General features: G+C 73.9%; 22 protein-coding genes. 11 read left to right on the top strand and 11 right to left on the bottom strand.

The annotated features are described in order from the left end of the window. Positions 1-1009: 1009 nt before the first annotated feature. Positions 1010-2788, bottom strand: coding sequence for a PhoX family protein (locus tag ACTVAJ_RS27465; protein ID WP_470391185.1), 1779 nt, complete (start codon positions 2786-2788; stop codon positions 1010-1012). 176 nt (positions 2789-2964) lie between these two features. Here ACTVAJ_RS27465 and rpmG point away from each other — a divergent pair, with 176 nt between their 5' ends. The 4 genes from rpmG to ACTVAJ_RS27445 all read left to right on the top strand — a co-directional run bounded on the left by rpmG (position 2965) and on the right by ACTVAJ_RS27445 (position 3865). Next, positions 2965-3129 carry a 50S ribosomal protein L33 gene (gene rpmG, locus ACTVAJ_RS27460; RefSeq protein ID WP_470391184.1) on the top strand — a complete coding sequence of 55 codons (165 nt, stop codon included), beginning with the start codon at positions 2965-2967 and terminating at the stop codon, positions 3127-3129. A 19-nt stretch (positions 3130-3148) separates the two neighbouring features. Beyond that, positions 3149-3391, top strand: coding sequence for a type B 50S ribosomal protein L31 (locus ACTVAJ_RS27455; RefSeq protein ID WP_470391183.1), 243 nt, complete (start codon positions 3149-3151; stop codon positions 3389-3391). Positions 3392-3438: 47 nt separating this feature from the next. Next, the gene (rpmF, locus tag ACTVAJ_RS27450) at positions 3439-3612 is read left to right on the top strand and encodes a 50S ribosomal protein L32 (protein WP_470391182.1); all 174 of its coding nucleotides are present in this window, start codon (positions 3439-3441) and stop codon (positions 3610-3612) included. Positions 3613-3721: 109 nt separating this feature from the next. Further along, positions 3722-3865 (top strand): hypothetical protein, encoded by a 144-nt coding sequence (locus tag ACTVAJ_RS27445; RefSeq protein WP_470391181.1) that lies wholly within the window; start codon positions 3722-3724, stop codon positions 3863-3865. A 49-nt stretch (positions 3866-3914) separates the two neighbouring features. Here ACTVAJ_RS27445 and ACTVAJ_RS27440 read toward each other — a convergent pair whose 3' ends face one another. After that, positions 3915-5267: a hypothetical protein gene (locus tag ACTVAJ_RS27440; protein ID WP_470391180.1), complete on the bottom strand. Its 1353-nt coding sequence runs from the start codon at positions 5265-5267 to the stop codon at positions 3915-3917. A gap of 219 nt (positions 5268-5486) precedes the next feature. Here ACTVAJ_RS27440 and ACTVAJ_RS27435 point away from each other — a divergent pair, with 219 nt between their 5' ends. Continuing rightward, on the top strand, positions 5487-7532 hold the full coding sequence (locus ACTVAJ_RS27435; protein ID WP_470391179.1) for an acyltransferase family protein: 2046 nt from the start codon (positions 5487-5489) through the stop codon (positions 7530-7532). A gap of 298 nt (positions 7533-7830) precedes the next feature. Then, complete coding sequence (locus ACTVAJ_RS27430) at positions 7831-10107, top strand: lysylphosphatidylglycerol synthase domain-containing protein (RefSeq protein ID WP_470391218.1); 2277 nt, start codon at positions 7831-7833, stop codon at positions 10105-10107. Between the two features lie 22 nt (positions 10108-10129). Here ACTVAJ_RS27430 and ACTVAJ_RS27425 read toward each other — a convergent pair whose 3' ends face one another. From ACTVAJ_RS27425 to ACTVAJ_RS27405, 5 genes are all read right to left on the bottom strand, one after another. After that, positions 10130-10528: a hypothetical protein gene (locus ACTVAJ_RS27425; RefSeq protein WP_470391178.1), complete on the bottom strand. Its 399-nt coding sequence runs from the start codon at positions 10526-10528 to the stop codon at positions 10130-10132. A 168-nt stretch (positions 10529-10696) separates the two neighbouring features. Continuing rightward, positions 10697-11470 carry a hypothetical protein gene (locus ACTVAJ_RS27420; protein WP_470391177.1) on the bottom strand — a complete coding sequence of 258 codons (774 nt, stop codon included), beginning with the start codon at positions 11468-11470 and terminating at the stop codon, positions 10697-10699. 230 nt (positions 11471-11700) lie between these two features. Continuing rightward, positions 11701-12963, bottom strand: a complete 1263-nt coding sequence (locus ACTVAJ_RS27415) for an MFS transporter (RefSeq protein ID WP_470391176.1) — start codon at positions 12961-12963, stop codon at positions 11701-11703. Between the two features lie 160 nt (positions 12964-13123). Further along, positions 13124-13564 (bottom strand): MarR family winged helix-turn-helix transcriptional regulator, encoded by a 441-nt coding sequence (locus tag ACTVAJ_RS27410; protein ID WP_470391175.1) that lies wholly within the window; start codon positions 13562-13564, stop codon positions 13124-13126. 79 nt (positions 13565-13643) lie between these two features. Then, on the bottom strand, positions 13644-15440 hold the full coding sequence (locus ACTVAJ_RS27405) for an acyl-CoA dehydrogenase (RefSeq protein ID WP_470391174.1): 1797 nt from the start codon (positions 15438-15440) through the stop codon (positions 13644-13646). 149 nt (positions 15441-15589) lie between these two features. On the opposite strand from ACTVAJ_RS27405, the gene aroQ reads away from it, so the two are divergent. Continuing rightward, the gene (aroQ, locus tag ACTVAJ_RS27400; protein ID WP_470391173.1) at positions 15590-16057 is read left to right on the top strand and encodes a type II 3-dehydroquinate dehydratase; all 468 of its coding nucleotides are present in this window, start codon (positions 15590-15592) and stop codon (positions 16055-16057) included. Positions 16058-16610: 553 nt separating this feature from the next. Further along, the gene (locus ACTVAJ_RS27395) at positions 16611-17222 is read left to right on the top strand and encodes a hypothetical protein (RefSeq protein WP_470391172.1); all 612 of its coding nucleotides are present in this window, start codon (positions 16611-16613) and stop codon (positions 17220-17222) included. 136 nt (positions 17223-17358) lie between these two features. On the opposite strand, the gene ACTVAJ_RS27390 is transcribed toward ACTVAJ_RS27395, so the two are convergent. After that, complete coding sequence (locus tag ACTVAJ_RS27390; RefSeq protein ID WP_470391171.1) at positions 17359-17691, bottom strand: SCO4225 family membrane protein; 333 nt, start codon at positions 17689-17691, stop codon at positions 17359-17361. A 169-nt stretch (positions 17692-17860) separates the two neighbouring features. Continuing rightward, positions 17861-18874 (bottom strand): GlxA family transcriptional regulator, encoded by a 1014-nt coding sequence (locus ACTVAJ_RS27385; RefSeq protein ID WP_470391170.1) that lies wholly within the window; start codon positions 18872-18874, stop codon positions 17861-17863. A gap of 70 nt (positions 18875-18944) precedes the next feature. Here ACTVAJ_RS27385 and ACTVAJ_RS27380 point away from each other — a divergent pair, with 70 nt between their 5' ends. Together ACTVAJ_RS27380 and ACTVAJ_RS27375 are read left to right on the top strand one after the other, a co-directional pair. After that, positions 18945-19784, top strand: a complete 840-nt coding sequence (locus tag ACTVAJ_RS27380; protein ID WP_470391169.1) for an alpha/beta fold hydrolase — start codon at positions 18945-18947, stop codon at positions 19782-19784. 119 nt (positions 19785-19903) lie between these two features. Beyond that, the gene (locus ACTVAJ_RS27375) at positions 19904-21250 is read left to right on the top strand and encodes a TIGR01777 family oxidoreductase (protein WP_470391168.1); all 1347 of its coding nucleotides are present in this window, start codon (positions 19904-19906) and stop codon (positions 21248-21250) included. A gap of 20 nt (positions 21251-21270) precedes the next feature. Here the strand turns inward: ACTVAJ_RS27375 and ACTVAJ_RS27370 are convergent, their stop codons facing one another. Beyond that, positions 21271-22140: a LysR family transcriptional regulator gene (locus tag ACTVAJ_RS27370; protein WP_470391167.1), complete on the bottom strand. Its 870-nt coding sequence runs from the start codon at positions 22138-22140 to the stop codon at positions 21271-21273. Positions 22141-22208: 68 nt separating this feature from the next. On the opposite strand from ACTVAJ_RS27370, the gene ACTVAJ_RS27365 reads away from it, so the two are divergent. Beyond that, positions 22209-23081, top strand: a complete 873-nt coding sequence (locus tag ACTVAJ_RS27365; RefSeq protein ID WP_470391166.1) for an EamA family transporter — start codon at positions 22209-22211, stop codon at positions 23079-23081. Positions 23082-23297: 216 nt separating this feature from the next. Here ACTVAJ_RS27365 and ACTVAJ_RS27360 read toward each other — a convergent pair whose 3' ends face one another. Next, a complete protein-coding gene (locus tag ACTVAJ_RS27360; RefSeq protein ID WP_470391165.1) occupies positions 23298-25619 on the bottom strand; it encodes an FdhF/YdeP family oxidoreductase in 2322 nt (773 codons plus the stop codon). Between the last annotated feature and the right edge of the window lie 38 nt (positions 25620-25657).

The raw sequence follows: 25657 nt of genomic DNA, 5'->3' as shown, positions 1-25657 counted from the left end.
GGGCGATCAACCTGCTCGAGCAGAACCGGACTGTCGCGACCCGCTATGACAGGCGAGCCGCGATCTTCGGCGGGAGCGTGCAGGTGATCTCGATCCGGGTCTGGTTGTGCGACCATACACGTCCAGAAACAGTGCCCAGGCGTCGACGACGGCCTGGATGTGGTCGGTCGTGGCTTCTTGAGGCGGGTGTCGCCCGGTTGCCCCGGCAGGGTAACGAGGACCGATGGCGCCCCGGGTGTCACATGACGGGCTGCCCGTGCCGGGGCGCGGGGCGGTTGACACTCCCTGGTGTTTCCGGGGGTGGGGAGCGGATCGTTGGGGCGAACGCGCTCCGTCCCTGGCGCGGTCCCGGAGCGGCACAATGCTCCGCGAGACGGGTGCCCACCTGTACCGGACCTCGCACTGGTGAGCGCACGGGGGTGAAATTCGCCCTATGCGGGCCTCACACCTCGCCTGTTCGACTCGCGCACCCCGTTTGAAATGCGGTTTTGTGGCGTGCCCAGCAGGATTGGAAACTGGGGCCATCGGGTGGGAAGTCCGGTTGATGCGTGCCGCCGCGTGCTTTTTCGTGTCACTCCATTCCAACCGCCGTGTCGCCTGGTGCCGTGTCAGTACGGAATCGAGGAGCACGAACAGAGCACGAATCGGCGGTTGGTGGCGTCCGATGGGGCCTCGCGAGGTTCTTGGTGCCGGTGGGGTGTCAAGTATGTTCTCTGGTGAGGTTGCCACTCCGAGGATGGTGTGAGGTGATCGGAGTGGGCGGACCCTATGATTATGGGCGATACTTTGTATCTTATGTCACTTTGTGCGAATCTTTTTCATTTTATTATTTTTGTCTTGTTTTCAACAACATGCAAATTCGCGCTGGCTGAGAGAATGAAAGCCCAGTTCAGGAGGGCTGCTCCCCGCGCACGCGGGGATGGACCTCACGGTCTCACCGACTGCCAGGGTGCTACCGGCTGCTCCCCGCGCATGCGGGGATGGACCGCCGCGACCCCCAGACGAGAGGTCAGGTGCCGACGACGCCGCCGTCCTCGCGGCGGACCACCACGACGGCCGAGCGGGGGCGCCCCCGCCGTGCGTGCTCGGGCCAGTTGCTCACCGCGCGGGGGTCGGCCGCCGTCGGATCGCCCAGCGGCGACCCCGACCACCCCGGTCCCCGCACGCTCACGAACAGGGTCCGCTGGTCGGGGGCGGTGCTGACACCGGAGATCCCGCACCCGCGCGGTCCGGTGAGGAACCGGCGTACCCGGCCGGTCTCGGGGTCGGCGCACAGCAGCGCGCTGTTGCCCAGGTCGGCGCGTTGGTCGGCGTCGCCCAGGCGGACGACGTCGGTGGTGATCCACAGCCGCCCGTCGTCCGCGCAGTACACCCCGTCCGGGGCGGCGAACCGGGCGCCGTCGGAGTCGTCGGAGGAGCTCGGCCGGGTGAACTCCCGCCAGCCCAGCACCGTCGCCCCGTGGTCGCCCGACCCCTCGTTCAGGACCAGCACCCTGCCGCCGCGGCCCGCCCGGGCCTCGGGCAGGTAGACCTCGCCCGTCTCGGGGTGCACGGTCGGGCGGCCGGGCGAGCGCAGTTCGGTCGCGCCGGCGGTGTCGGCCGCCTTCCGGGCCCGCAGGAGTACGTCGGCCTGGTCACGGAACCCCTGGTCCCTGGTGAGGCCGTCGCGGCCGTGTTCGAGCCGGATCCACTCGCCGGTGCCGTCGTCGTCGAACCGCGCGGCGAACAGCGTTCCCTCGTCCAGGGGGCTGGTGGTCGCGGTCCGCACCTCCTTCCAGTCGTGCTCACCGACGAACTTGTACACGTGGCTGGTGTCGCTCATGTAGACCACCGGTCGCCCGCGCGACTCGGTGACCGCGGCGCCGTTGTGCGCGATCCGGCCCAGGGCGGTCCGCTTGACCGGGGGAGAGACCGGGTCCCAGGGGGAGATCTCCACCGTCCATCCGAACCGGTACGGCTCCTCCGGCGACTCGGCCAGGTCGAACCGGGGCTGATGCAGGTGCCAGTCGTAGGCGGAGCCGTCGGCGGCCAGCCCGTAGCGCCGCTGAACCCCACTGGGGCGCCAGTTCCGCTCCCGGGTGCCGAAGACGTCGGAGACCGTGTTCTCCCCGGTCAGGTAGGTGCCCCAGGGGGTGACCGCGTGCGCGGTGCCGCCCAGGGCCCCGCGCGCGTCGGACCCCGCGGTCAGGGCGTCGTGTCCGTGCAGGGGGCCGGAGAAGGTGACGTGCGACGACGCGGTGATCCGGCGGTTGACGTCCGAGCCCACCATCCTCCAGCGGCCGTTGGAGAGCTTCACCCGGACCACCGAGGCGCCCAGGGAGACCATCTCCTTGGCGGTGCGGTCGGGGGTGGCCGCCCGGCCGCCGTCGGCGTGCAGCAGCACGGGGTCGGCCGAGGCGTGGTTGATGACGAGGAGTCCGCTGCGTGTGCCGTCGCGGCGGGGGTTGACGGGCAGGAAGTGCAGTCCCGAGTGTCCGGTTCCGATCTGGATCCGCGCCTCGGCGGCGGTGTTGCCGGCGTCCGGCCGCCACGTCGGGCCGAACGAGTGCAGCGGTGCGCCCCACGGGGCGATGACGTGGGCGGTGTACCCGGCGGGGACGGTGACGTCGTCGGTGCGGGCGATGGGGACGGGGGAGAAGGTCACGGAGGTACCGTCCACCGGTGCCGCGTGGGCGGGGGAGAGGGGGACCCCGGCCAGGGCGGCGGCGGCCAGCGTACCCAGTCCCGCCCCGGTGCGCAGGGCCGCTCTGCGGCTGGGGTGCGCGTGGTCGTTCGTGCGGTGCGCCATGGCCCTCTCCTCGTTTCGGTGCGTCCCCGCACCGGCCGCGAACCCTGCTTCAAGTGACGAGAAAAGCACAGTCGGTGACTTTCCGGGTGAAGGTTCCCGTGTGTGCGCGTGTCGTTCGGAGTGGGAATGAAAACGGTTATCATTGTGTTCCAGTGGCGGACACAGGAGGAGGAGCCATGGCACGCAACGAACTACGACCCGTCGTCAGACTCCGGTCGACCGCCGGGACCGGCTACACGTACGTGACCCGCAAGAACCGGCGCAACACCCCGGACCGCCTGGTCCTGCGCAAGTTCGACCCGCGCGCCCGCCGACACGTCGAGTTCCGCGAGGAGCGCTGACCCACCGCCAGGAGGCGACATGAAACCCGGAATCCACCCCGACTACCGCCCCGTGGTCTTCCGCGACCGCGCGGCCGACTTCGCGTTCCTCACCCGGTCGACCGCCACCAGCGACAGGACGATCGAGTGGGGCGACGGGCGGACCTACCCGCTCGTCGACGTCGAGATCTCCAGCGCCAGCCACCCGTTCTACACCGGTACCGCCCGCGTGGTGGACACCGCCGGGCGCGTGGAGCGCTTCAAGCGGCGCTACCAGCGCTGACCACCGGCGGGGGCGCCGCCCCCGTACCCCACAGGAAGGACCACCCCATGGCCGTACCCAAACGGAGGACGTCCCGCGCCAACACGCGCAAGCGCCGCGCGCGGTGGAGGGCCACGGCACCCGAACTGGTTCCCGTGACCCTCGACGGCCGCGACCACCTGGTCCCCCGCCACCTCGTGCGGGCCCACCGGCGCGGCCTGCTGCCCGCGCCGCCGGTCTGACCGGCCCCGGGCCCACGCGGTGACCGAACCGCCGCCCCCGGACCGGTTCCCGGCCGGGGGCGGACGGCGGTCGGGGCGGGGCGTCTCAGCGGCTGACCCCGCGACCGCGGTGGCGTCCCAGGAGAACAGCACCCCCAGCGCGACCGCGTCGGCGTTCCCGGAGATCGCCGAGACGGTGCTCAACCACGAGAACGGCATGGGGAACGCGGTGGACAGGAACGTCAGGGTCCACGGCGGGTGTTCGGCTGCGTAGCCGAACACCCGCCTTCCGAGGTCCGCGTCCGTGCCGGGTGGCGTCGTGGTCATCGACCCGGTCCCTTCGGTGGGCAATGTCGGCGGGTGCCACGTGCCGTCCGCGCGGACCTCGATCCCGTGGCCGGGGGAGGTCCGGGATCTCTCCACCCGGGCCCGGGGGTCCTCCCGCCGTTCTCGGCCACCTCCTCCCGGTTCACCCCGACCGGACCGAAGGAGACGGTCCCGCCCCCGTCGACCGTTCGCAGCGCCGGGGGCAGGTGCGTCCGCACCATCGCCCCGTCGATGAGCCGGGCCCACTCGGCCGGGGCCTCGAACAGCAGGCCCCTGGCCGACAGTGACGCCCCCACCACGCCGGTCGGCCTGCCTGCGACACCGAAGGTCATCACGACGCCGTCCGCGCCGACCAGGGTGTAGGTGGGCATCGGGACACCCCGTACCACCATCCGGTACGCCAGGACGGTGGTGGACCGCCAGGGGAGATCGAACACCCGTCCCCCCTGGAGGGTGACCCGCGCACCGTGTTCGAGGACGTCCGGACGCGATCCCCGGCACCTGCGCAACGTCAGGACGTGGTCGACGAGGGTCCAGGCGCGGTGGGCGAGGACCGCCAGGAGGACGAGCGCGAAGACCGTTCCCCACAGCAGGACGGTGAGTCCGAGGACGACCAGCGCGACGATGCCGCCGGCAGCCGGGACGGAAGGGGGCGGCGGGGTCCGTGCCACCGTGGGGCTCCTGGGGCATGGCCGGTCGGGTCGGAATCGGGTCCCCTCCACCCTCCTCGCCCCGGTGGCGGCGGTCTTGAACGCATGTTCCTCCCGGTCCCGCCTGCACACGCCCCCGGTCGCGACACAGCCGTCGACCAGCGCCCCGGGCGTCACCCCCGCCAGCTCCCGTACCTCGGGGTCCAGGCGCCACGGCCTCGGGGAGCGGACGTCCAGGAACGCGTGCACAGCCCGCAGACGGGCCTCCCACCCCCGTGCCGACCCGACCTGATCGCGCAGCCGCCACGCCCGGCCGCCCCACAGGTCGTCGAGGCCGACGACGGCGCCGTGCAGTTCCCCCGGTGCCACACCGAGCAGCGCGTACGCGGCCGTGGGCGGCACGCGCACCTCCACGCACTCCACGTTGCGCCCGGTGATCCGCACCGATGGCGCCGCGAGTCCGACGGCCACGCCCGCGGGACGGTGCGCGCCCGTGCCGCCGCCGTCCACGGCCAGCGCCTCGTCGTTGAGGGGAAGCACCGCGGTCACGAGCGGTTCGGGGACCACGCGCATGTCGAGCCCCGCGCCGACCCGGTCGCGGAAACCGACCACGTCCGCGTCCCGCCGAACCCCGGCGCGGACCGAACGCGCGACCTCCCGCCCGCCGACCCGCGCGGAACGGACCTGACCCGTATCCATGCCCGACATGCTGGGCGGGCCGGAGGGCGGCGGGAGGGACGGGACCCGCCCGCGAACCGACCGCTGCCCCCGAACCGGCGTGCGCGTACCACCGTCCGTACGGCACGGCGGCGGTGGCGGTGGCGCACAGTTCAACCGGAGTACGTCCCGCGGTCATCCGGGACGGGCACAATGGCCGACCTCCCCATGCCCTGACCCCGTGAAAGCGAGCGCCCGCCCGTGTCCCCTCCCCTGACTTCCGGTAGGACCGGGAGCGCGCGGCGTGCCGTCGCCGGCACCGGCGGGCACCGTCCCGAGATCGACGGCCTGCGGGCCGTGGCGGTGCTCCTGGTGGCCGCCTACCACGTCTGGCTGGGGCGGGTCTCCGGCGGCGTCGACGTCTTCCTGACGCTGACGGGCTTCCTCATCACCGCCTCCCTGGTGCGCGCGGCCACCGGCGGGGGGATCCGCTACGGCGCCTTCCTGGCCCGGCTGGCCGCGCGCCTGGTACCGACCGCCGCCGTCGTCGTCCTGGCGACACTGGCCGCGACGCGGTTGCTCCTGCCCGAGACGCTGTGGCGCGAGGCGCCCGGGGACGCGGCCGCGGCCCTGCTCTACCACACGAACTGGCGCCTGGCGCTGGGCTCGGTGGACTACCTGGCGCGGACGGGCGACCTCGATCCGCTCCAGCACTTCTGGTCGCTGTCGGTGCAGGGGCAGTTCTACCTGGTGTGGCCGGCGCTGGTCGGGGTGGTCGTGTGGGCGGCCCGGCGCGGTGGCCGCGATCCGCGCCGCCCGCTGGTCCTGGCCCTGTCCGCGGTCCTCACGCTCTCGCTGGCCTACTCGGTGCTGATCACCCGGCTCGACCAGCCGTGGGCCTACTTCGACACCGGTGCCCGGCTGTGGGAGTTCGCGCTCGGCGGGCTGCTGGCCCTGCTGCTGTCGAGGGCGGAGCCGCCGCGGGCGGTGCGTGTGGCGCTGGGGTGGAGCGGTCTGGCGGCGCTGGTGCTGTGCGGGGCACTGCTGCGGGTGTCGTCGGTCTTCCCCGGGTACGCGGCACTGTGGCCCACCCTGGCCGCCGCGGCCGTCGTCGTGGCGGGTACCTCGGGTTCCCCCTTCGGGGCCGACCGGCTGCTCACCCTGCGGCCGCTGCGCTACCTGGGCTCCATCTCCTACGCGCTGTACCTGTGGCACTGGCCGCTGCTGGCGTTCTACCTCTCCGCCACCGGACGCGGCCTGGCCACCCCGTGGGCAGGTGCGGCCGTTCTGGCGGTGTCGGTCCTCCTGGCGGCGGTGACCACCCCGGTGGCCGACCGGCTGGCCGCCCTGGGGCGCGGGGGCGGGGGCCGGGCGCTGCGGCGCGGCACGGCGGTGGCCCTGGCCTGTGCGCTGCCGGTCCTGCTCACGGCGGGGGCCTGGTCCGGACTCCAGTCCGCCGAACGTGCCCGGTGGGAGAGGCTGATCGCCGACGGCGACAGCTACCCGGGTGCGGCCGTGGCCGACGGCGACGGCCTGCCGGACCTGCCGGTCTATCCGCCACCGGCCCTGGCGGTCGAGGACGCCCCCGTGACCTACGACGACGGCTGCAACCAGACGACCGCCGACGCCGAGGTGATCACGTGCGTCTACGGGGTCGACGACCCGGTGCGCACGGTGGCGCTGGTGGGCGGCTCGCACGCGGCGCACTGGTTCCCCGCACTGGAGGACGTCGCCCGGGCCCACGACTGGCGACTGGTCAACATCGTCAAGGGCGCCTGCCTGTTCACCGACGCCCCGCAGACCTACAGGGGGGAGCCCTACACCTCCTGCGCGGAGTGGAACCGCGGGGTGATGGCCGAACTCGCGCGGCTGCGGCCCGACACCGTCTTCACCACGGGCACCACGACCAGCCTGGACACCTCGGCCGGATACGGCCGGGAGCAGGTCGTGGACGGCTATGTGGACCGGTGGCGCGAACTCGGGGAGATGGGCATCGACGTGGTCGCCGTGCGCGACACCCCGAGGTTCGCCTTCGACGTTCCCGGCTGCCTGGCCGAGGCGGCACCCGGGGAGTGCACCTCGGCCCCGGAGGAGTCCATGGCGCCGGTGTCACCGCTGGAGGAGGTCGAGCTGCCCGAGAACGTGACGTCGCTGGACCTGACCGACCGGTTCTGCGCACCCGACGTGTGCCGCCCGGTGGTCGGCAACGTCCTCGTGTACTGGGACAGCGGCCACGTCGGCGCGACGTTCATGCGCACCCTGGCGCCGGAGCTGGAACGGCGGTGGGCCCTGGCCGAGGGCTGGTGAGATCCGCGGTCTCCGGGCCGCCCTCCGCCGCGGGACCTGTTCGCCCCCGCCCGGCGCGGCCACCACGCACCCCGGCGCGTCCGCGCCCACCGGCGGTGCCGCCCGCCTCCGGCGGGGGACACGCCCCGCGAAACACCCTGGCCACGTGGTCGGCGGACCGCCGCCGGTCGGGCACCCTGGGGTCGTGACAACCCCAACCCAAGCGCAGACCCCCGCACCGGGGCCGCACACCGCGCGTGCCCCGCGCAGACCCGTCGACCTGCTCGTGGGCACCGTCGGTCTGCTCGCCGTCGCCGCCATGCTGCTCGCCGTACGCGTCCTCTCCGACGGTGAACCGGTCACCGGACCGGCCGACCTGCGCGCACTGCTGCCCCTGGGGCTGCTCCTCCTCGTCGCGGTGGCCGCCAACCTCCTGATCATCGTCCTGGTCTGCTTCGTCGTCCTGCGCACCCTGCTCCAGGGCCGCCATCGGGACCTGGCCCGCTCGGTCACCGCGGCGGTGAGCGCCTACGCCCTGGCCTCGCTGATCAACGCCCTCCTCGCGGCCCTCCTGGGCTCCCGCCAGGTCCTGGACACGCTCACCGGCACACCGGCCGACGTCTTCACCAACGCCACCCTGGGCTACGTCGCCGCCGCGATCGCCTTCGCCCGCACGATGCCCTCCGGCCAGCCCCGGGTCCGCTCGTTGCTGTGGACCGGCATCACCGTCGTCGCCGTGTGCTCCCTGCTGGCCCTGGTCACCAGCGTCCTCGCGCTCGTCATGACCGTGCTGGTCGGCCTCGTCTGCGCGGCGTTGGCCCGCTACGCCGTCGGCGCCGGACCCGCGCCGCGCGCCGACCGGCGCATCCACGCCGAGATGCACCGGTTCGGCATGACCACCACCGGCATCCGGCAGGCGGGCACCGACGACGAGGGCAACCCCCGCCACGTCGCCGACCTCGACGACGGCACCCGCGTGGAGGTGGCGGTCATGAGTTCGGAGAACACCGCCGGGTTCTGGCGGCGCCTGCGCGACCTGCTCCTGCTGCGGGGCCCCGTCGCGCCGCGGATGCTCTACGGGGTCCGCCGCCGTGCCGAACACGCCGCGCTGATGAGCTTCTCCGCCCGCGAGGCCGGGGTCACCGTCCCCCGGGTCCGGGCGGTGGGTGAGGCGGGCCCCGGAACGGTCCTCCTGGTGCGCGAACTCCTCCCCGTCCGCACCCTGGACACGCTGGAGGAGGCCGACCTCACCGACGCCCTGCTCGACCGCTGTTGGTCGGTGCTGGGCGCGCTGCACCGACGCCGCGTCGCCCACGGGAACCTCGGCCCGGCCACCGTGGGGGTTCTCGACGACGGCTCCGGTACCGTGGCCCTGACCGGAGTCGACCGCGGTACCGTGGCCGCGCCCCAGCTCACGGTCTCCCTGGACGCCGCCGCCATGGTGACGCTCCTGGCGCTGCGGGTGGGCCCGGAGCGCGCCGTCGACTCGGCCGTGCGTGCCCTGGGCGTTTCCGCCACCGCCCGCGCCCTGCCGCTGCTCCAGGCCGCGGGGCTGCCCTACGCCCTGCGCGCGCGGCTGCGGTCGCGGCAGGACCTGCTCAGCGACCTGCGTGCGAGGATCGTCGAGGTCGCTCCCGAGGCGCCGGCCGCACCGGCGCGTCTGGAGCGGATGCGGCCGCGCACGATCGTCAGCGTGATCGTGGCGACCGCGGTCGGGCTGGTCCTGGCCTACCAGCTCGCCGGTGTGGACCTGGGGGGGATCGGCGACGCCGACCCCGGGTGGACGGCCGCCGCGTTCGCCATGGCGACCCTGTGCATGGTCGCCGCGGCGATGGTGCTCATCGGGTTCGTCCCCGTCCCGCTGCCGTGGTGGCGCACGGTCATGGCGCAGTACGCGGGCTCCTTCGTGCGGATCGCCGCCCCCGCCGGGCTGGGTTCGATCGCGATCAACAGCCGTTTCGCGGTCAGGGCGGGCGTGCCCGCGCCGCTGGCGCTGTCGGCGGTAGGCCTGACCCAGCTCGTCGGGTTCCTGGTGCACGTTCCGCTCCTGCTGGTGTGCGCCTACCTGACGGGGACCTCGTACTGGACGGGCTTCACCCCCTCGCCCACCGTCATCGGCGTCAGCATCGCGGGCACGGCCGTGGTCGCCGCGGTCCTGCTCCTCCCCGCTCTGCGGCACCGGGTCGCGGAGCGGGTCGGGCCCTACCTGAGGGGTGTGCTGCCCCGGCTGCTGGACACCCTGCAACGTCCGGCCAGCCTGGCGCTCGGCCTGGGCGGGACGGTACTGCTGACCGTGGCGTTCGTGTTGTGCCTGTACTTCTCGGTGCTGGCCTTCGCCGGGCCGGGGCCGGGGGTGAGCCTGGTCGCGGTCGCGGTCGTGTTCCTGGCGGGCAACGCGATCGGTTCGGCCGCGCCCACCCCCGGCGGTCTGGGCGCGGTGGAGGCCGCGCTGATCGGCGGTCTGACCACCGTCGCGGGGGTCCCGGCGGCGGTCTCGCTCCCGGCGGTCCTGCTGTTCCGGGTGCTCACCTTCTGGTTCCCGGTGCTGCCGGGGTGGGGGGCCTTCTCCTACCTGCAGCGGCGCGCGGCACTGTGAGGCCGGTGCCGGCCGAGGCGGCTCAGGCCCCGGCCACCAGGGCGTCCACGGCGGCGCTCATCCCGGCGCCGTCCAGGGTCACGCGCACGTTCGAGCAGCCGTCCGGGGGCGCCCCGTCGGAGGCGTCGGTCCACTGCGCGACGGTCGCTCCCGACACGAGGGCGTAGGAGTGGACGGCGGGGGACGCGTAGGAGAGCGCACGCTGCCCGGTGGCCCGGGCGGGGCCCTCGGGGGACGGCCGGGTCCCGCGGTGCAGCGCGTCCGCGCTGGAGGGCGGATCGACGCCGTCGAACGGCCGGGTGGCGGACACCGACATCTCGTTCAGCGCGTCGAGGTCGACGCGCTCGAACGGGAACCCCTCCGGGGAGGCGTCGGGTTCCGGCAGCGGGGGCGCCAGGTCCGCGGCGCCTCGCAGTTCCATCCGGGGTGCGCAGCCGACGGTCGCCGCCAGTGCGGCGAGGGGGAGGAGGAAGGGCAGGGGGCGGCGTGCACGGGCCGGAGGCGTCGGGACCCTTCCGCGGGAGGCGCCGGGGTTCGGTTCCCTCCGACGCGCACAGGGAACGGGTGGTTCCGTGCAGGCGGCCGCCCCTCAGACCCCCTCCTCCAGGGCCCGGACGGCTCTGAAGAGCACCGTCCCGAACTCCTCGGCCGCCTCCGCGCGGGCCTGCGCGGCCCGCTCCTCCCGCTGTACCTCGACGCAGTCGAAGTCGGTGGGGACCTCGACGCAGATGTCGACCAGGTCCGGTGTCGAGACCGCCGGAGCCGCGTCCAGGTCCCGGGCCGTGAGGACGAAGTGGACGTCGCCCACCCGGCCCCAGGCGATGAGCGCCGACATGTCCATCCCGTTGTGGACCAGGTCCAGCGCGACCATGCCGCCTCGGTCGGGCAGGTACGGGGAGTCCGCCTCGGCCAGCCCGCCCCGCAGTTCCAGCCCGTCGCCCATGACGACCGTCATCTCCGAGCACCGGTCCACCAGGTCGGCCCACTCCGGGTCGGTGGTCTCCTCGGGAAGACCGCCCGAGGCCAGCGTGTAGGTGTACACCACGGGCGGGGTGGCGGAGACGGCGGTCTGCCCCGCTCCCTCGGCGGCCCTGCCCGGCAGCGCCGCCGTTCCCGCGTCGAGCACCCGCTCGCACCCGGCGGGCTCGACGCGGTCCACCTCCGGTGCGGGTGCCGCGTCCGCGCCGAAGCCGCCGACGTCGGTGCTCCGGACGGCGAACCCCTCCGGGTACGCGTCGGTGTCGGGCAGCAGGGCGTCGAGGTGCTCACTGGAGCCGAGGCGCGGTCCCGGCGAGCAGCCCGCGGTCAGGACGAGGGCGGTCAGCGGCGGCAGGGCGAGAAGCACGCGGTGGTGCGAAGGCATGGGGGTCTCTCTGCGGGAGATGACGGGGGAGGGGTCATCACTTTCTTACGCGAATCGGACACGCGAAGTTCCGTTCCCGGGAGAAGTCGGCCGTGGGGTTTCCGGTTCCGAAACGTGTTCGCCCCGTCGTTACCCACCCGCCGCCGCCCGCACACCACCGCCGGGTCCTGCGCGGGCGGCGGCGTCCTCCGCGGAGGACGGCCCCGGGAGCCGTCCCTCCCCTCCACCGGTCATTCCCCCAGGGTGATGGCCCGCGCCTCCACGTCGGGGGGCTCGGGGCCGTCGTCGACCCGGCGCAGCGCCGCGCGGCCCGCGACCGCGACCATCGCGGCCAGTGCCACCGAGGCGGCCGCCGCGTACAGCGGCGCGCCGGGTGACACGGTCGCGGCCAGCACCGAGGCGGCCGGGGGAGCGATCGCACCGCCGAGGAAGCGGATGGCGGAGTAGGACGAGGAGGCCACGGAGCGCGGCAGGTCGCTGACCTCCATCACGCACTCGGTCAGCACCGTGTTGAGTACGCCCAGCAGCAGCCCGCCCACGACGATGCAGGTGATCAGGCCCGCGGTGGAGTCGATCAGGGCTCCGGCGCACACCAGGTCGACGGCCAGCAGGAGCAGCGCGGTCCACAGCAGGCGGGTGCGCCGCCACCGGCGGGTCAGCCAGGGCGCCAGCAGGACCGAGGTGGCGGCCAGCGCCAGCCCCCAGCCGAAGAAGACCAGGCCCAGCCCCATCTCGTCCAGGCCCAGGGGGAAGGGCGTGTAGGCCAGCAGCGCGAAGAACCCGATGTTGTAGAACAGCGCCGTGAACGCCAGCACCAGCAGCCCCCGCTCGCGCAGCGCGGTGAACGGCGCCGACAGGGGGACCGGTACGCTCCTCGGCACGCTGTCGTCCCTGAGCAGGGCGGTGATCGTGACGAAGCCGACCGCCATCAGCGCGGCGGTGCCGAAGAACGGTCCGCGCCAGCTGAGGCTGCCGAGCAGGCCGCCCATGAGCGGGCCGCAGGCGATGCCCAGGCCCAGGGCCGCCTCGTAGAGGATGATCGCCGAGGAGGACCCGCCGCTGGCGGCGCCGACGATGGTGGCCAGGGCGGTGGAGATGAAGAACGCGTTGCCCAGGCCCCATCCGGCGCGGAACCCGATCACCGACTCCACGTTCCCGCTGGCCCCGGCCGCCGCGGCGAACACCACGATCAGGGCCAGGCCGACCAGCAGGGTGCGCTTGGCGCCGATGCGGCTGGAGACCCAGCTGGTGACGAGCATGGCCAGGCCGGTGACCAGCAGGTAGCTGGTGAACAGCAGTGAGGTCTGGGTCTGTGTGGCGTTCAGCCCGGCGGAGATCGCGGGCAGGATCGGGTCGACCAGGCCGATGCCCATGAAGGCGATCACGCTCGCGAAGGCGACCGCCCACACGGCGCGGGGCTGTCTGAGCAGGGAGGCGGCCGGCGGTTCGCCGCGGTGTCCGTCGGTGTGCGGGGGAGCGGTCTCCACCACCATGGTGCGTGACTCCTGTCGGTCGCAGTGGGGAGGGCGGCGGCCGGATCGGTCGTGGCCCCAAACAGCATAGGTAACCTATGTTAATCATCGGATCGCCGCGCCGGACCACCCCGGGGGTGATCCGTGCGTCACACCGGTCAGCGGTGCCGGGGTGCGGGGGTCAGGCCTCGCCGCGCCGGAGGCGGTCGTCCAGCAGGCGCACCGACTCCGACAGCAGGGCGCGCTCGTCCCCGGTCAGGTCGTCGAAGAGCGGGCTCAGAGCCGCCCCGACCCGTGAGCGCCAGTCCTCCAGCGCCGCCTCACCCGCCTCGGTGAGCTCGTGCAGCTGGGCCCGGCCGTCGTCGGGGTCGGGGCGGCGCAGCACGTACCCGCAGGAGAGCAGGGGGTCCACGACCGCCGTCATCGTCGGCTGCCGCACCCTGCAGTTCTCGGCCAGCACGCCCAGCCGCAGCGGCCCCTTCTCCTGGAGCACGCTCAGGGCGCGCCACGTCGCGGGGGAGGTGCGCTCGCCCGTGGCGTGCGCCGCGTAGCGCCCCAGGCGGTTGCTGATGTTGATCAGGCGCACCAGCAGCCGGGCGACCTCGTCCTCGTCGTTGCTCACGCCACGAGGGTAGTGGGCCCGGGGAGGACGTCGTGCTCCCCGGGCGACCCGCTCCGGCGGCCCTGGGGTCCCCGGAACCTCAGAGCACGTCCGGGGACACGTCCAGCACCGTGCGGTCGCGCGAGGCGACCAGGTCGAACCACGCCCCGGTGCGGGGCAGCTCGTGGCGGAAGAAGAACGCGCCCGCCGCGCGCTTGCCCTCGTAGAACGCGCCCTCGCGGCCGTGCGCCGTGACGAGCTGCTCCAACCACAGCCACGCGACCACCACGTGGCCGACCGCCTCCATGTAGGGGGTCGCGTTGGCCAGGGCCACCGCGGGGTCGCCGTCCGCCCAGGCGTCGGCGGTGACCTCCGCGACCCGGTCCAGGGCCGCGCCCAGCCGGTCCGCGAAGTCGGCCTCGGTCCCGCCGAGGCCGCGCGCCCGTTCCACGGTCTCCCGGGCGGTCTCCAGGAGCACCCCGAGCCGGGCGCCGCCGTCCTGGACGGCCTTGCGGCCGAGCAGGTCCAGGGCCTGGATGCCGTGCGTGCCCTCGTGGATCGCGTTGAGGCGGTTGTCCCGGTAGTGCTGCTCGACGTCGTACTCGCGCGTGTACCCGTATCCGCCGTGCACCTGGATGGCCAGGTCGTTGGCCTCCACGCACCACTGGGACGGCCAGCTCTTGACGATCGGCGTGAGCACGTCCAGGAGCAGCCGCGCGCGTTCGCGCGCCGCGTCGTCGGCTGCGCTGGCGGTCTCGTCGACCAGCCGGGCGCAGTACAGGACCAGGGCGAGGGCGCCCTCCACGTAACTCTTCTGGGCCAGCAGCATCCGGCGCACGTCGGTGTGCTCGATGATGGGCACCTGCGGCCGTGCGGGGTCCTTCTCGTCCAGCGGGCGGCCCTGGAGGCGTTCGCGCGCGTAGGCCAGGGACTTGAGGTAGCCGGTGTACCCCACGGCCGCGGCCCCCGCGCCCACGCCGATCCGTGCGCCGTTCATCATGTGGAACATGTACCTGAGGCCCTGGTGCGGTTCGCCGACCAGGTAGCCGACGGCACCCGGGGCGCCGCCGGGGGTGTGCGCGCCCTCGCCGAAGTTGAGCAGGGCGTTGACCGTGCCCCGGTAGCCCATCTTGTGGTTCAGGCCGGCGGGGACGACGTCGTTGCGCTCCCCGATCGACCCGTCCTCCGCCACCAGGTACTTGGGCACGACGAACAGCGAGATGCCCTTGACCCCCGGGGGGCCTCCCGGGAGCTTGGCCAGCACCAGGTGGACGATGTTCTCCGTCAGTTCGTGGTCGCCCGCCGAGATCCACATCTTGTTGCCGAAGATCCGGTGGGTGCCGTCCCCCGCGTCCTCGGCGCGGGTGGTGATGTCGGCCAGGGAGCTGCCCGCGTGGGGTTCGGACAGGCACATGGTCCCGGTGAAGCGGCCCTCGACCATGGGGCGGACCCACGTGTCGACCTGTTCGGGGGTGCCGTGTGCCATGAGCAGGCGGGCGTTGCCCGAGGTCAGGAAGGGGTAGGCGGAGGTGGCCAGGTTGGCGGCCTGGAAGTAGGCGTTGCAGGCGCCGGCGACGACGTGGGGGATCTGCGCGCCGCCGACGGAGGCGTCCATGGACATCGCGGCCAGCCCCGTCCCGGCGTAGACCTCCAGGGCCTTGCGGACCTCGGGGATGACGTGGACGCGCTCGCCGTCGAAGTGCGGCTCGGAGGCGTCGCTGGCCTTGTTGTGCGGGGCGAAGTGGTCGGCGGCCACGCGCTCGGCGAGGTCGAGCGCGCCGTCGAGGGTCTCGCGCGAGTGCTCGGCGTAGCGGGGGCGCTCGGTGAGGGCCTCCACGTCCAGCCACTCGTAGAGCAGGAATCGCACGTCTCGCGCGGACAACAGGGTGGATGCCACGGGCTGCCTCCTCAACATCATCAACCGACTGGTCGGTATGTTATCCGCATCGCCGGTCGGGGCCGTGACCGGGGTCACCCGGCCGGTGCGGAGCTCGGGAGACACCCTAGGCTGAGGGTTCCGACCAGAGCGAAGGAGTACGCACCCCCATGACCGACGGCCCCGACCACTCCCGCACCGTCCTGCTGCTCAACGGCCCCAACCTCAACCTGCTGGGCACCCGCGACCCCGGGCAGTACGGCACCACCACGCTCGCCGAGGTCGAGCGGCGCGTGGTCGAACTGGGCGGGGAACTGGGGGTGGAGGTGGTCTGCGCGCAGAGCAACAGCGAGGGGGCCATGGTCGACCGCGTCCACGCCGCACGCCACTGGGCGGGCGTGGTCCTCAACCCGGGGGCCTACGCGCACTACAGCATCGCGTTGCGTGACGCGATCGACGCCGTCGAGGCACCGGTGGTGGAGGTGCACATCTCCAACGTCTACGCCCGGGAGGAGTTCCGGCACACCTCCGTGACCGCCCCCGTGGCGGCCGGGTACGTCGCCGGGTGCGGTGTGTTCGGCTACGAGCTGGGGCTCCGGGCGGTCCTGCGGCGCGACGCCGAACGCCGCTCCTGCTAGTACTGCATGGCTGGATCTGGATGACGTGCAGACGCAGGCGCCGCTTGACGTGGTGCCTGCGCGCTGCGGTCTGGTGGCCGCACCGGTGGCCGGCCCGGCCCGCCGGGTTCGATCGCTGGAGGGTCGGGGGTGACGTCTCCCGCACGGGACCGGAGCGGAGCCGGTGATCCGCGCGGTGCCGGTCCAGAAGTCGCTGTCCGTCGCGAGTTCCCGGGTCAAGCGCTGGACCGGTGAAAGCGCCGAGCGGAGCCGCTGAGCGGCGGCGGCCTGCCGAGGCGTCGACTTTCTCCGGTCTCGTCGTCGATGCCTCACGCGCGGTGCGGTCAGGAGGGTGATCAGGTCTGTCGTCACACACGGATCATCGACACCCTCGCCCCCTTGACGGGCCCGAACTTCGGATCCACTCGTCTAGGCTCACGCCATGACGACCTACGCTCGCCGGTACGCCGCCGGACAGCACGAAGCCGTCTGGAACGAGCTACGGGCCCTCGGGGCGCTGCCCGACCGCCTGCGCGAGGACGCGGCCGACGTCGCGACGTAGACGATGCGCCGCGTGGCCGCGCACCTGCGGCGGCTGGCGGAGGACGCGCCCGCGGCGGGCCTGAGGCCCCTGCACGCCTGCGGCCCCACCCCCGCCACCGCCGAGGGGCGCGCGGTGTTCGAGGACATGGGCCGCGACGTGGGAGGCCTGCCCGCGGCCCTGGTCGCCTGCGTGGGCGAGATCGGCCGTTTCAGCCTGCTCGGGGACTGGCCGGAGATCGGGCTCCACCACGACGACTGGGCCGACCTTCCGGCCGGGGGCCGGGTGCCGCTGTGCGATCCCCTCGACCTGCCCGGCCCGGAGGGGCCCGACGGCGAGTGGAAGGACCACTGGAAGGAGGCCCGGGAGCACCAGGCCGATGGCCGCGATCCGGGGCACCCCTTCCGTCTGCCGTTCGCACCGGACGAGGTCCTCAAGCTGGGCTACGGCGGAGGCAGCCACGACATCGAGATTCCCGACACGGGGGCCGACCCGGTGTTGCGGGGTGTCATGTACCGGCCCGGGGTCACGCTCGTGGAGTACCTGCGGGTCGCTGTGGACTGGGGCGGTTTCCCCGGCTGGGAGTTCGTCGAGCGGCCGGTGCCCGACGCCCTGAGCGGGCTCCGGCGGCAACCGGACTTCTGACGCGGGGACCGCCGCCACGCCCTTTCACGCGGCGCCTGCGTCTGCAAGCCGTCCAGATCCGGCTCTGGAGAACCAGGGCGTGTGCGGCGGACGCTGTCCGCCGCGCCTCCACGAACCGGGCGTGAACCGGGGCGGGTCAGTCCCGGTCCGCGCGGGTGAGCCGGCGGACCAGCGCCCGCAGACCCTCCAGGAGCGCTCCGAGGAGGAAGGACTGGACCAGGGCGCACACGATGATCCCGGCGAGGGTGAACCAGGCGGGCCCGCCCGTCGCCCAGATCGCCTCCTCGATGACCGGCACGGCCATGAACGCGGGGAAGGTGAACAGGATGGGCCACACCCAGACGAGTGCGGAGTCGGGGACCGACACCGTGACGGCCGCGGCCACCGCGACGGCGCCGCCGACGATCCCGAGGTAGACGACCGAGACGGGATTGGCGAAGGTCAGACGGATGAGAGGGCGGGCGTTCATCGGTTCTCCCCGAAGGCGTGGTGTGTCCCCATGCTCGGGCACGGTCACGGCCCTGTCGTGAGTATCCGTACCCGGTTCGGGGCGACGGGTCCACCGTCCGGAGCCGGGCCTTCCCGGGGGGAGGACGGCCGAACCGGGTCGGACACCGCGGCCCGCGGACCGCGTGCGGTCACCCCGGGAACCCGGAGGGGTGACCGGGTACGGACCGGGGGGACGGGCGCACCGGTCCCTGGCGGGCTTCGCCGAAGGCCCGTCGGTAGGCGCCGGGCGTGGTGCCGAACCTCGCCCGGAAGCGGCGGCGCAGGTTGACCGCCGAGACGAGCCCGACCCGGGCGGCGACGGTCTCCACGGGAAGGTCGGTCCGTTCCAGCAGTACCCGTGCCGCGTCGAGGCGCTGGGCGAGCAGCCACTGTCCGGGGCTGGTGCCGAGCTGTTCGGTGAACCGCCGGGCGAGGGTCCGGCCGGATACCGCGGCGCGTTCGGCGAGCCGGTCGAGGGTCAGCCGGGTGTCCAGCCGGGCGAGGGCCCACTCCAGCAGCGGCGCCAGCGACCCGTCCGCCCCGGCCGGGGCGGGCTGGGTCGCGTACTGGAGCTGGCTGCCCTCCCGGTGCGGTGGCAGCACCATGCTCCTGGCGATCTGGGCGGCGTACGCCGCGCCGTGGTCGCGACGTACCAGGTGCAGGCACAGGTCGATGCCCGCGCCCGTTCCGGCGCTGGTCGCCACGTCGCCGTGGTCCACGTAGAGCACGTCCGGGTCCACCCGCACCTCGGGGAAGGCGGAGGCGAACCGGTCGGCGTGCCGCCAGTGGGTGGTGGCGCGGCGGCCGTCGAGCAGCCCCGCCTGGGCGAGGACGAACGCCCCCGTGCAGACGGCGACGATCCTGGCGCCGTTGCGGTGGGCGGACCGCAGCGCGTCGGTGACGGTCGGCGGCACCGGTGCGCCGGGCGGCTGCTGGCCGGGGACGACCACGGTGTCCGCCTCCCGCAGGGCCTCCAGCCCCGCGTCGACGAGCATCGCGTAGCCGGCGGTGGTCCGCAGGGGGCCGGGACGCTCGGCGCAGATCCCGAAGCTGTAGCGGGCCGGTACCTCCGGCGGAACGGGACCGAAGACCTCGGCGGCGCAGGCGAGTTCGAAGGGTGACTGGGGTGGGTTGAGCAGGGCCACCACCCGATGGAGGTTCATGGCAGGAATGTACCCAAGAGTGTCTTTTTGGACTCTCGGCCCGAGTGCCGGCCCCGGCCATAGTGGTCGCATGAGCCAAACCACTGAGACGGGTGTGCTGAGGACGGACGTCCTGGTCGACGGCGCGAGGGCCAGCTATCTGACCGTGGAGTGCGAGGGCCCGGCCGTGCTGCTGCTGCACGGGACGTACTGGAGCCGGGTCTGGCTTCCCGTGCTGCCCCGCCTGGCGCGGGCGGGGCTGCGGCCCCTCGCGGTCGACCTCCCCGGACTGGGGCGCTCGGGAGGCGAGCTCACCCTGGAAACGGCCGCGGTCCCGGCCCTCGCGCAGTGGGTGGCACGGTTCGCCTCCGCGCTGGGGATCGCCGGGCCCGTCGCCGTGGCGGGTCACGACATCGGCGGTGCCGTCGCCCAGCACCTTCGTGCCCGCGGTCCGCTGGAGGTGTCCCGGCTGGCCCTGGTCAACTCGGTCACCTACGACTCCTGGCCGGTGCCGGGCGTGGCCCGGTTCCGGGACCCCGCGACCGTCGCGGCGACCACCGCCGCCGAGTTCCTCGCCGCCCGCCGACAGGCCGTGACGACGGCGCTCGCCGGTGCCGCCACCGAGCGGCGGATCGCCGACTACCTGGATCCGTGGACCGATCCGCGGGTCCGCCGCTCCTGGATGGCCATGGCGGGAGCGGCCGACAGCCGCCACACCCTGGACCTGGTTCCCGACCTGTCGCGGTCCACGACGCCCACGGCGCTGATCTGGGGTGAGGACGACGGTTTCCAGAAGGTGGAGTACGCCGAGCGGTTCGCCCTGGAGATCCCGCACACCACGCTCCTGCGTATCCCCGGGGCGGGGCACATCCCCACGGAGAACGCCCCGGACCGGGTCGGCCGCGCCCTCGTCGACTCCCTCAGCGTGTAGCCGCCGCGCCGCGGGCCGCGCCGGGCCCGGCTGGTCGGGCGCCTCGCCGGGGCGGGCGGCGGACGGTTCCCCGGACACGACGGGTTACGGTGGTCCCACCGTCTCACCGAGGGAGGGGCATGGTCTTCCGGTATTCCAGCGTGGTGCCCGTACCGCGCGACGAGGTCTTCGACTGGCACACCCGGCCGGGGGCCTTCACCCGGCTCGCACCGCCCTGGCAGTTCTTCCGCCCTCTGGCCGAGGCCGACTCCCTGCGCGACGGCACCACGGTGATCGGCCTCCCCGGCGGGATGCGGTGGGTCGCCGCCCATCTGCCCGAGCGCTACGACCCGCCGCGCCGGTTCGCCGACCGGCTGGTCTCCCGGCCCCTGGCGCCGCTGTTGAACTGGACCCACGTCCACGACTTCGACGTCGAGGCCGACGGCGCCACACGGGTGACCGACCGGGTCGCCACCACGCTGCCGGACACGCTGCTGCGGCCGATGTTCGTCTACCGGCACGCCCAACTCGCCGACGACCTCGCCGCCTGGGCCCGCGCCCGCTCCTGGCACGACGCCCCGGTGACGGTGGCGGTCACCGGGGCGAGCGGGCTGGTGGGGCGCGGTCTGTGCGCCCTGCTCACCACCGGGGGACACCGCGTGGTCCGCCTGGTGCGCCACGCGCCGGAATCCCCGGACGAGCGCCGCTGGGACCCGCTGGCCCCCGCCGCCGACCTGCTCGACGGGGTGGACGCGGTGGTGCACCTGGCGGGCGAGCCCCTGTTCGGCCGGTTCACCGAGGCCCACCGGACCGCCCTGCGCGACAGCCGGGTGGGCCCCACCCGGGCCCTGGCCGAGGTCGCCGCGGCGGCCGCCGACGGCCCCCGGGTGTTCGTCACCGCCTCGGCGATCGGCTACTACGGTCCGGACCGGGGAGACGAGGTGCTCACCGAGGACAGCCCGCGCGGTGACGGGTTCCTCGCCGACCTGGTCGCCGACTGGGAGGCCGCAGCCCGCCCGGCCGCCGAGGCGGGGCTGCGCTGCGTCCTGGTGCGCACCGGCATCGTGCAGACCCCGGCGGGCGGCGTGCTGGGGTTGCAGTACCCGCTGTTCGCCGCCGGTCTGGGCGGCCGGATCGGCGACGGCCGCCAGTGGATGTCGTGGATCGGGGCGGACGACCTCGCCGACGTCTACGTCCGGGCCGTCCTGGACGAGCGCCTGTCCGGCCCGGTCAACGCGGTGGCCCCGAACCCGGTGCGCGGCGCCGAGCACGCCCGGACCCTGGCCGCCACCCTGCGCCGTCCCGCCCTGGTACCCGTCCCGGAGTTCGGTCCGGCGCTGCTCCTGGGCCGCGAGGGCGCCCAGGAGGTGGCCCTGGCCGACCAGCGGGTGGTCCCCGAACGCCTCCGCTCCCTCGGGCACGTGTTCCGCCATCCCCGCCTGGACGGCGCGCTGGCCCACCTGTTCGGCCGCCACCGCCCCGACTGAGCCCGGCCGCGCCCCCTGACTCAGGCGTGCCCGCGGTACAGGTCGGCCAGGAGGGCGACCGCCGCGTGCGTGGCGGGGTGCGGGTCGTGGCGCCGCCAGATCAGGCGCACCGGTACCGGTGCGGCGTCCCGCACCCGCCGGTAGACGATCCCGTCGCGGCGGTACTGGGTCACCGTGGAGCGCGGTGTGACGCCGACGCAGCGGCCGGTGGAGATCGCGGCGAGCCAGTCGTCGACGTCGTGCGTGTACTCCAGCGCCGGACGGTCGTCCTCCGGCCACAGGTTCACCGTCGTACTGCCCGTGCGCCGGTCCACCACGAGCGTGCGCGCGCGGATCTCCGCCAGGCCCACCGAACGGCGCCGCGCCCACGGGTCGTCGGCGGCCAGGGCCACGTAGCGCGCCTCGTGCCCCACCACGGCCTGGTCGTGGCGGCGGGCGTCGACGGCGGTGCGCACCACGGCCAGGTCGCACGTGCCCTCGGCGAGGCCGCCGGTGGGGGAGTTGTTCCGCACCAGGTGCAGTGCGACGTCGGGGTGCCGCTCGTGCCAGAGGCGCTGGAACTCGGCGGTGTGGCGGCCCATCGCCGACCACGCGTGCCCGACGAGCAGCCGGGTGTGGCCGCTCGCCGCCTCGCGCAGCAGGTGGTCGGCCTCCGCGAGCAGGTGGCGCGCCCGGGCCAGGACCTGGACCCCTGCCGTGGTCGGGGTGCACACCCGGCTGGTGCGGTGCAGCAGGCGCACGCCCAGGATCCGCTCCAGGGACGCGAGTGTGCGCGAGACCGACGCCTGGGACACCCCGAGTTCGAGTGCGGCGTCGCTGAACCCCCCGGTGTCCACGATCGCCACCAGGCAGCGCAGGTGCCGCAGCTCCAGGTTCGTGTTCCCCTCCATACGCTCAGCGTATAGAACGCGCGCAGGATGCATTTTGCGGATGGGTCGGGGGCGCCGAGAGTCGTGCCATGGCCACTCACGACTCGACAACGACCGCCGCCGGGCCCGGGACCGGCTCCGACCGCTGGTCCGGGACGGTGCTGATGCTGGGCAGCGGACTGTCCAACCAGGTGGGGGCGTCCGTCGCCGCGCTCGCCTTCCCGGTCATGGGACCGGTGGGCACGGTGGCGGTTCGCCAGTGGGTGGCCGCCGTCGTCCTGCTGTGCGTCGGGCGGCCCAGGCCGCGGACGTTCACCGCCGCGCAGTGGCGCCCCGTCCTGGGACTGGCCGTGGTGTTCGCGACCATGAACCTGTCGCTGTACGCGGCGATCGACCGGGTGGGGCTCGGCCTGGCGGTCACCCTGGAGTTCCTCGGGCCGCTGACCGTGGCCCTGGCCGCCTCCCGTCGCCGCGCCGACGTCGGACTCGCGCTGGCCGCGGTCGGCGCGGTCGCGGTCCTGGTGCGTCCCCAGCCCAGCAGCGATCACGTCGGTCTCGCCCTGGCGCTGCTGGCCGCCGTGTGCTGGGGGTGCTACATCCTGCTGAACCGCGAGGTCGGCGCCCGCCTGCCCGGAGCGCAGGGTTCGGCCGCGGCGGCGGTCGTCTCGGGGGTGCTGTACCTGCCGGTCGGCGCCCTGGCCCTGTGGCACCACCCGCCGACCGGCGCGGCGCTGCTCTGCGCCCTGGCCGCGGGCGTCCTCTCCTCCGCCGTCCCGTTCCTGGCGGACCTGCTCGCCCTGCGGCGCGTACCCGCCCGGTACTTCGGCGTCTTCATGAGCGTGAACCCGGTGCTGGCGGCCCTGGTGGGCATGGTGGTGCTCGGCCAGCACCTGGACGGGGCCTCGTGGGCGGCCGTCGCCGTGATCGTCACCGCGAACGCGGTCGCGGCCACCCGGCGCTGACCGGCTGTGCCCTTCCGGGCCTTGTGCTGCGCCTCGGCCCGGGGCCGGGCGTCCCCGGAGGCAGGGACGCCTCATTCTCGGCTGCGCCTGTCGCCCGTTCCTCGCTCCGCGGCCTGCCCCGCCCACCCGTCGCCCACCACCACCCTCGACGGACGCCTACGGCGCGGCCCCATCCATGAGCACCCTGCCGCCGCCCGAACGGCGACCCCCGGCCGGTCAGACGGCCGCCGCCCCCGAGTCCGCCTCGAAACGCACCACCACCGACTTCGACGTGGGCGTGTTGCTCACCTCGGCGGTGGAGTCCAGCGGCACCAGCACGTTGGTCTCCGGGTAGTAGGCGGCCGCGCACCCGCGCGCCGTGGGGTAGTGCACCACCCGGAAGTGCGGGGCGCGCCGTTCCCTGCCGTCGTGCCACTCGCCGACGATGTCGGTGTAGGCGCCGTCGGCCAGCCCCAGTTCACGGGCGTCCTCGGGGTTGACCAGCACCACCCGGCGGCCGTCGTGGATACCCCGGTAGCGGTCGTCGAGCCCGTAGACCGTGGTGTTGTACTGGTCGTGCGAGCGCAGTGTCTGCAACAGCAGCCGCCCCTCGGGGACCTCCGGCGCGTAGCGGCCGTTGGCGGTGAAGTTGGCCAGCCCCGTCGCGGTGGGGAACCTCCGGTCGTCGCGCGGGGCGTGCGGCAGCGTGAACCCGCCCGGGCGCCGCGCCCGGGAGTTGAAGTCCCCGAACCCCGGCACGACCGCCTCCACGCGGTCGCGGATCCGGTCGTAGTCGGCCAGCTCCGACCACGCCACCGGGCTCTCGCCGAGCACCCTCGACGCCAGGTCGCGGATGATGTCGACCTCCGAGCGCATCCCCTCCGACAGCGGCGGCAGCACCCCGTGCGAGGCGTGCACCATCCCCATGGAGTCCTCGACCGTCACCCACCGGGGGCGGCCGTCGTGCAGGTCGCGGTCGCTGCGGGCCAGCGCGGGCAGGATCAGCGCGCGCGTGCCGGTGACCACGTGCGAGCGGTTGAGCTTGGTGGACACGTGCACCGTGAGCCCCACGCGGCGCATCGCGTCCTCGGTGACCAGGGTGTCCGGGGTGGCCGCCACGAAGTTGCCGCCCATCGCCAGGAACACCCGCACCCGGCCCTTCGCCATCGCGCGGATGGAGTCGACGGTGTCCAGGCCGTGTTCGCGCGGGGGGTCGAACCCGAACTCGGTGCCCAGGGCGTCCAGGAACGCCTCCGCGGGGCGCTCGAAGATCCCCATCGTGCGGTCGCCCTGCACGTTGGAGTGCCCCCGCACCGGGCACACGCCCGCGCCCGGCCGTCCGACGTTGCCGCGCAGCAGCAGGAAGTTGACCACCTCGCGGATGGTGGGCACCGAGTGCTTGTGCTGGGTCAGACCCATCGCCCAGCACACCACGATCCGCTCGGACCCGGTCACCATCCGCGTGATGCGCTCGATGAGCTCGCGGTCCAGCCCGGTGGCCCGCTCCACGCGCGGCCAGAACTCCTCCTCGGGCTCGGCCAGCAGCTCGCGGGAGAACTCCTCGAACCCGTGCGTGTGACTGTCGACGAACGCCCGGTCGAGCACGTCCTCACCGCGCAGGTCGGCCTCCAGCAGGAGCCGGTTCACCGCCGAGAACAGCGCCAGGTCGCCGCCCAGGCGGATCTGCGCGAACAGGTCGGTGAGTTCGGTGCCGCGCCCGATCAGGCCCCGCGCCGTCTGCGGGTTGCGAAAGTCCCGCAGCCCCGCCTCCGGCAGCGGGTTGACCGTGATGATCCGCGCGCCCGACCGCTTGGCGCGCTCCAGCGCGCTGAGCATGCGGGGGTGGTTGGTGCCCGGGTTCTGGCCCGCGACGATGATCAGGTCGGCTTGGTACAGGTCCTCCAGGGACACGCTTCCCTTGCCCACGCCCAGGGTCTCGGTCAGCGCCGACCCGGAGGACTCGTGGCACATGTTCGAGCAGTCGGGCAGGTTGTTGGTGCCCAGGGCCCGCGCGAACAGCTGGTAGCAGAAGGCGGCCTCGTTGCTGGTGCGGCCGGAGGTGTAGAAGACGGCCTCGTCGGGTGAGTCCAGACCGCGCAGCTCCTCGGCCACCAGGTCCAGCGCCCGGTCCCACGTGACCGGCTCGTAGTGGGCGGCGCCCTCGGCCAGGTACAGGGGCTCGGTGAGACGGCCCCGCTGGCCCAGCCAGTACCCGGACCGCCCGGCCAGTTCGGCGACCGGGTGTTCGGCGAAGAACTCGGCGGTCAGCGCCCTGGCCGTGGCCTCCTCGGCGACGGCCTTGGCGCCGTTCTCGCAGAACTCCGCCCGGTGCCGCCGTTCGGGTTCGGGCCAGGCGCACCCGGGGCAGTCGAAGCCGCGCTTCTGGTTCACGGCGAGCATGGCGGGAACCCCGCGCCGGACCCCGGCGTGCTCCCCCACCTGGCGGACGCTGTTGATGACGGCGGGCAGGCCGACGGAGCTCTTCTTGGGCGGTCCCACCCGGGGGGCGTCCTGGGCGGGGTCGGGCTGTGCGGAGTGCTGGTGTGTCACACTCCGCATTGTTCCACCGCGCGCCTTGGCGGGGAACCAGGTGGGAG

Source organism: Nocardiopsis sp. KDC1DS13DA1 (assembly GCF_055632325.1).
Note: the sequence above shows the minus strand (reverse complement) of the source record. Positions and strands in the feature narration are given on the sequence as shown.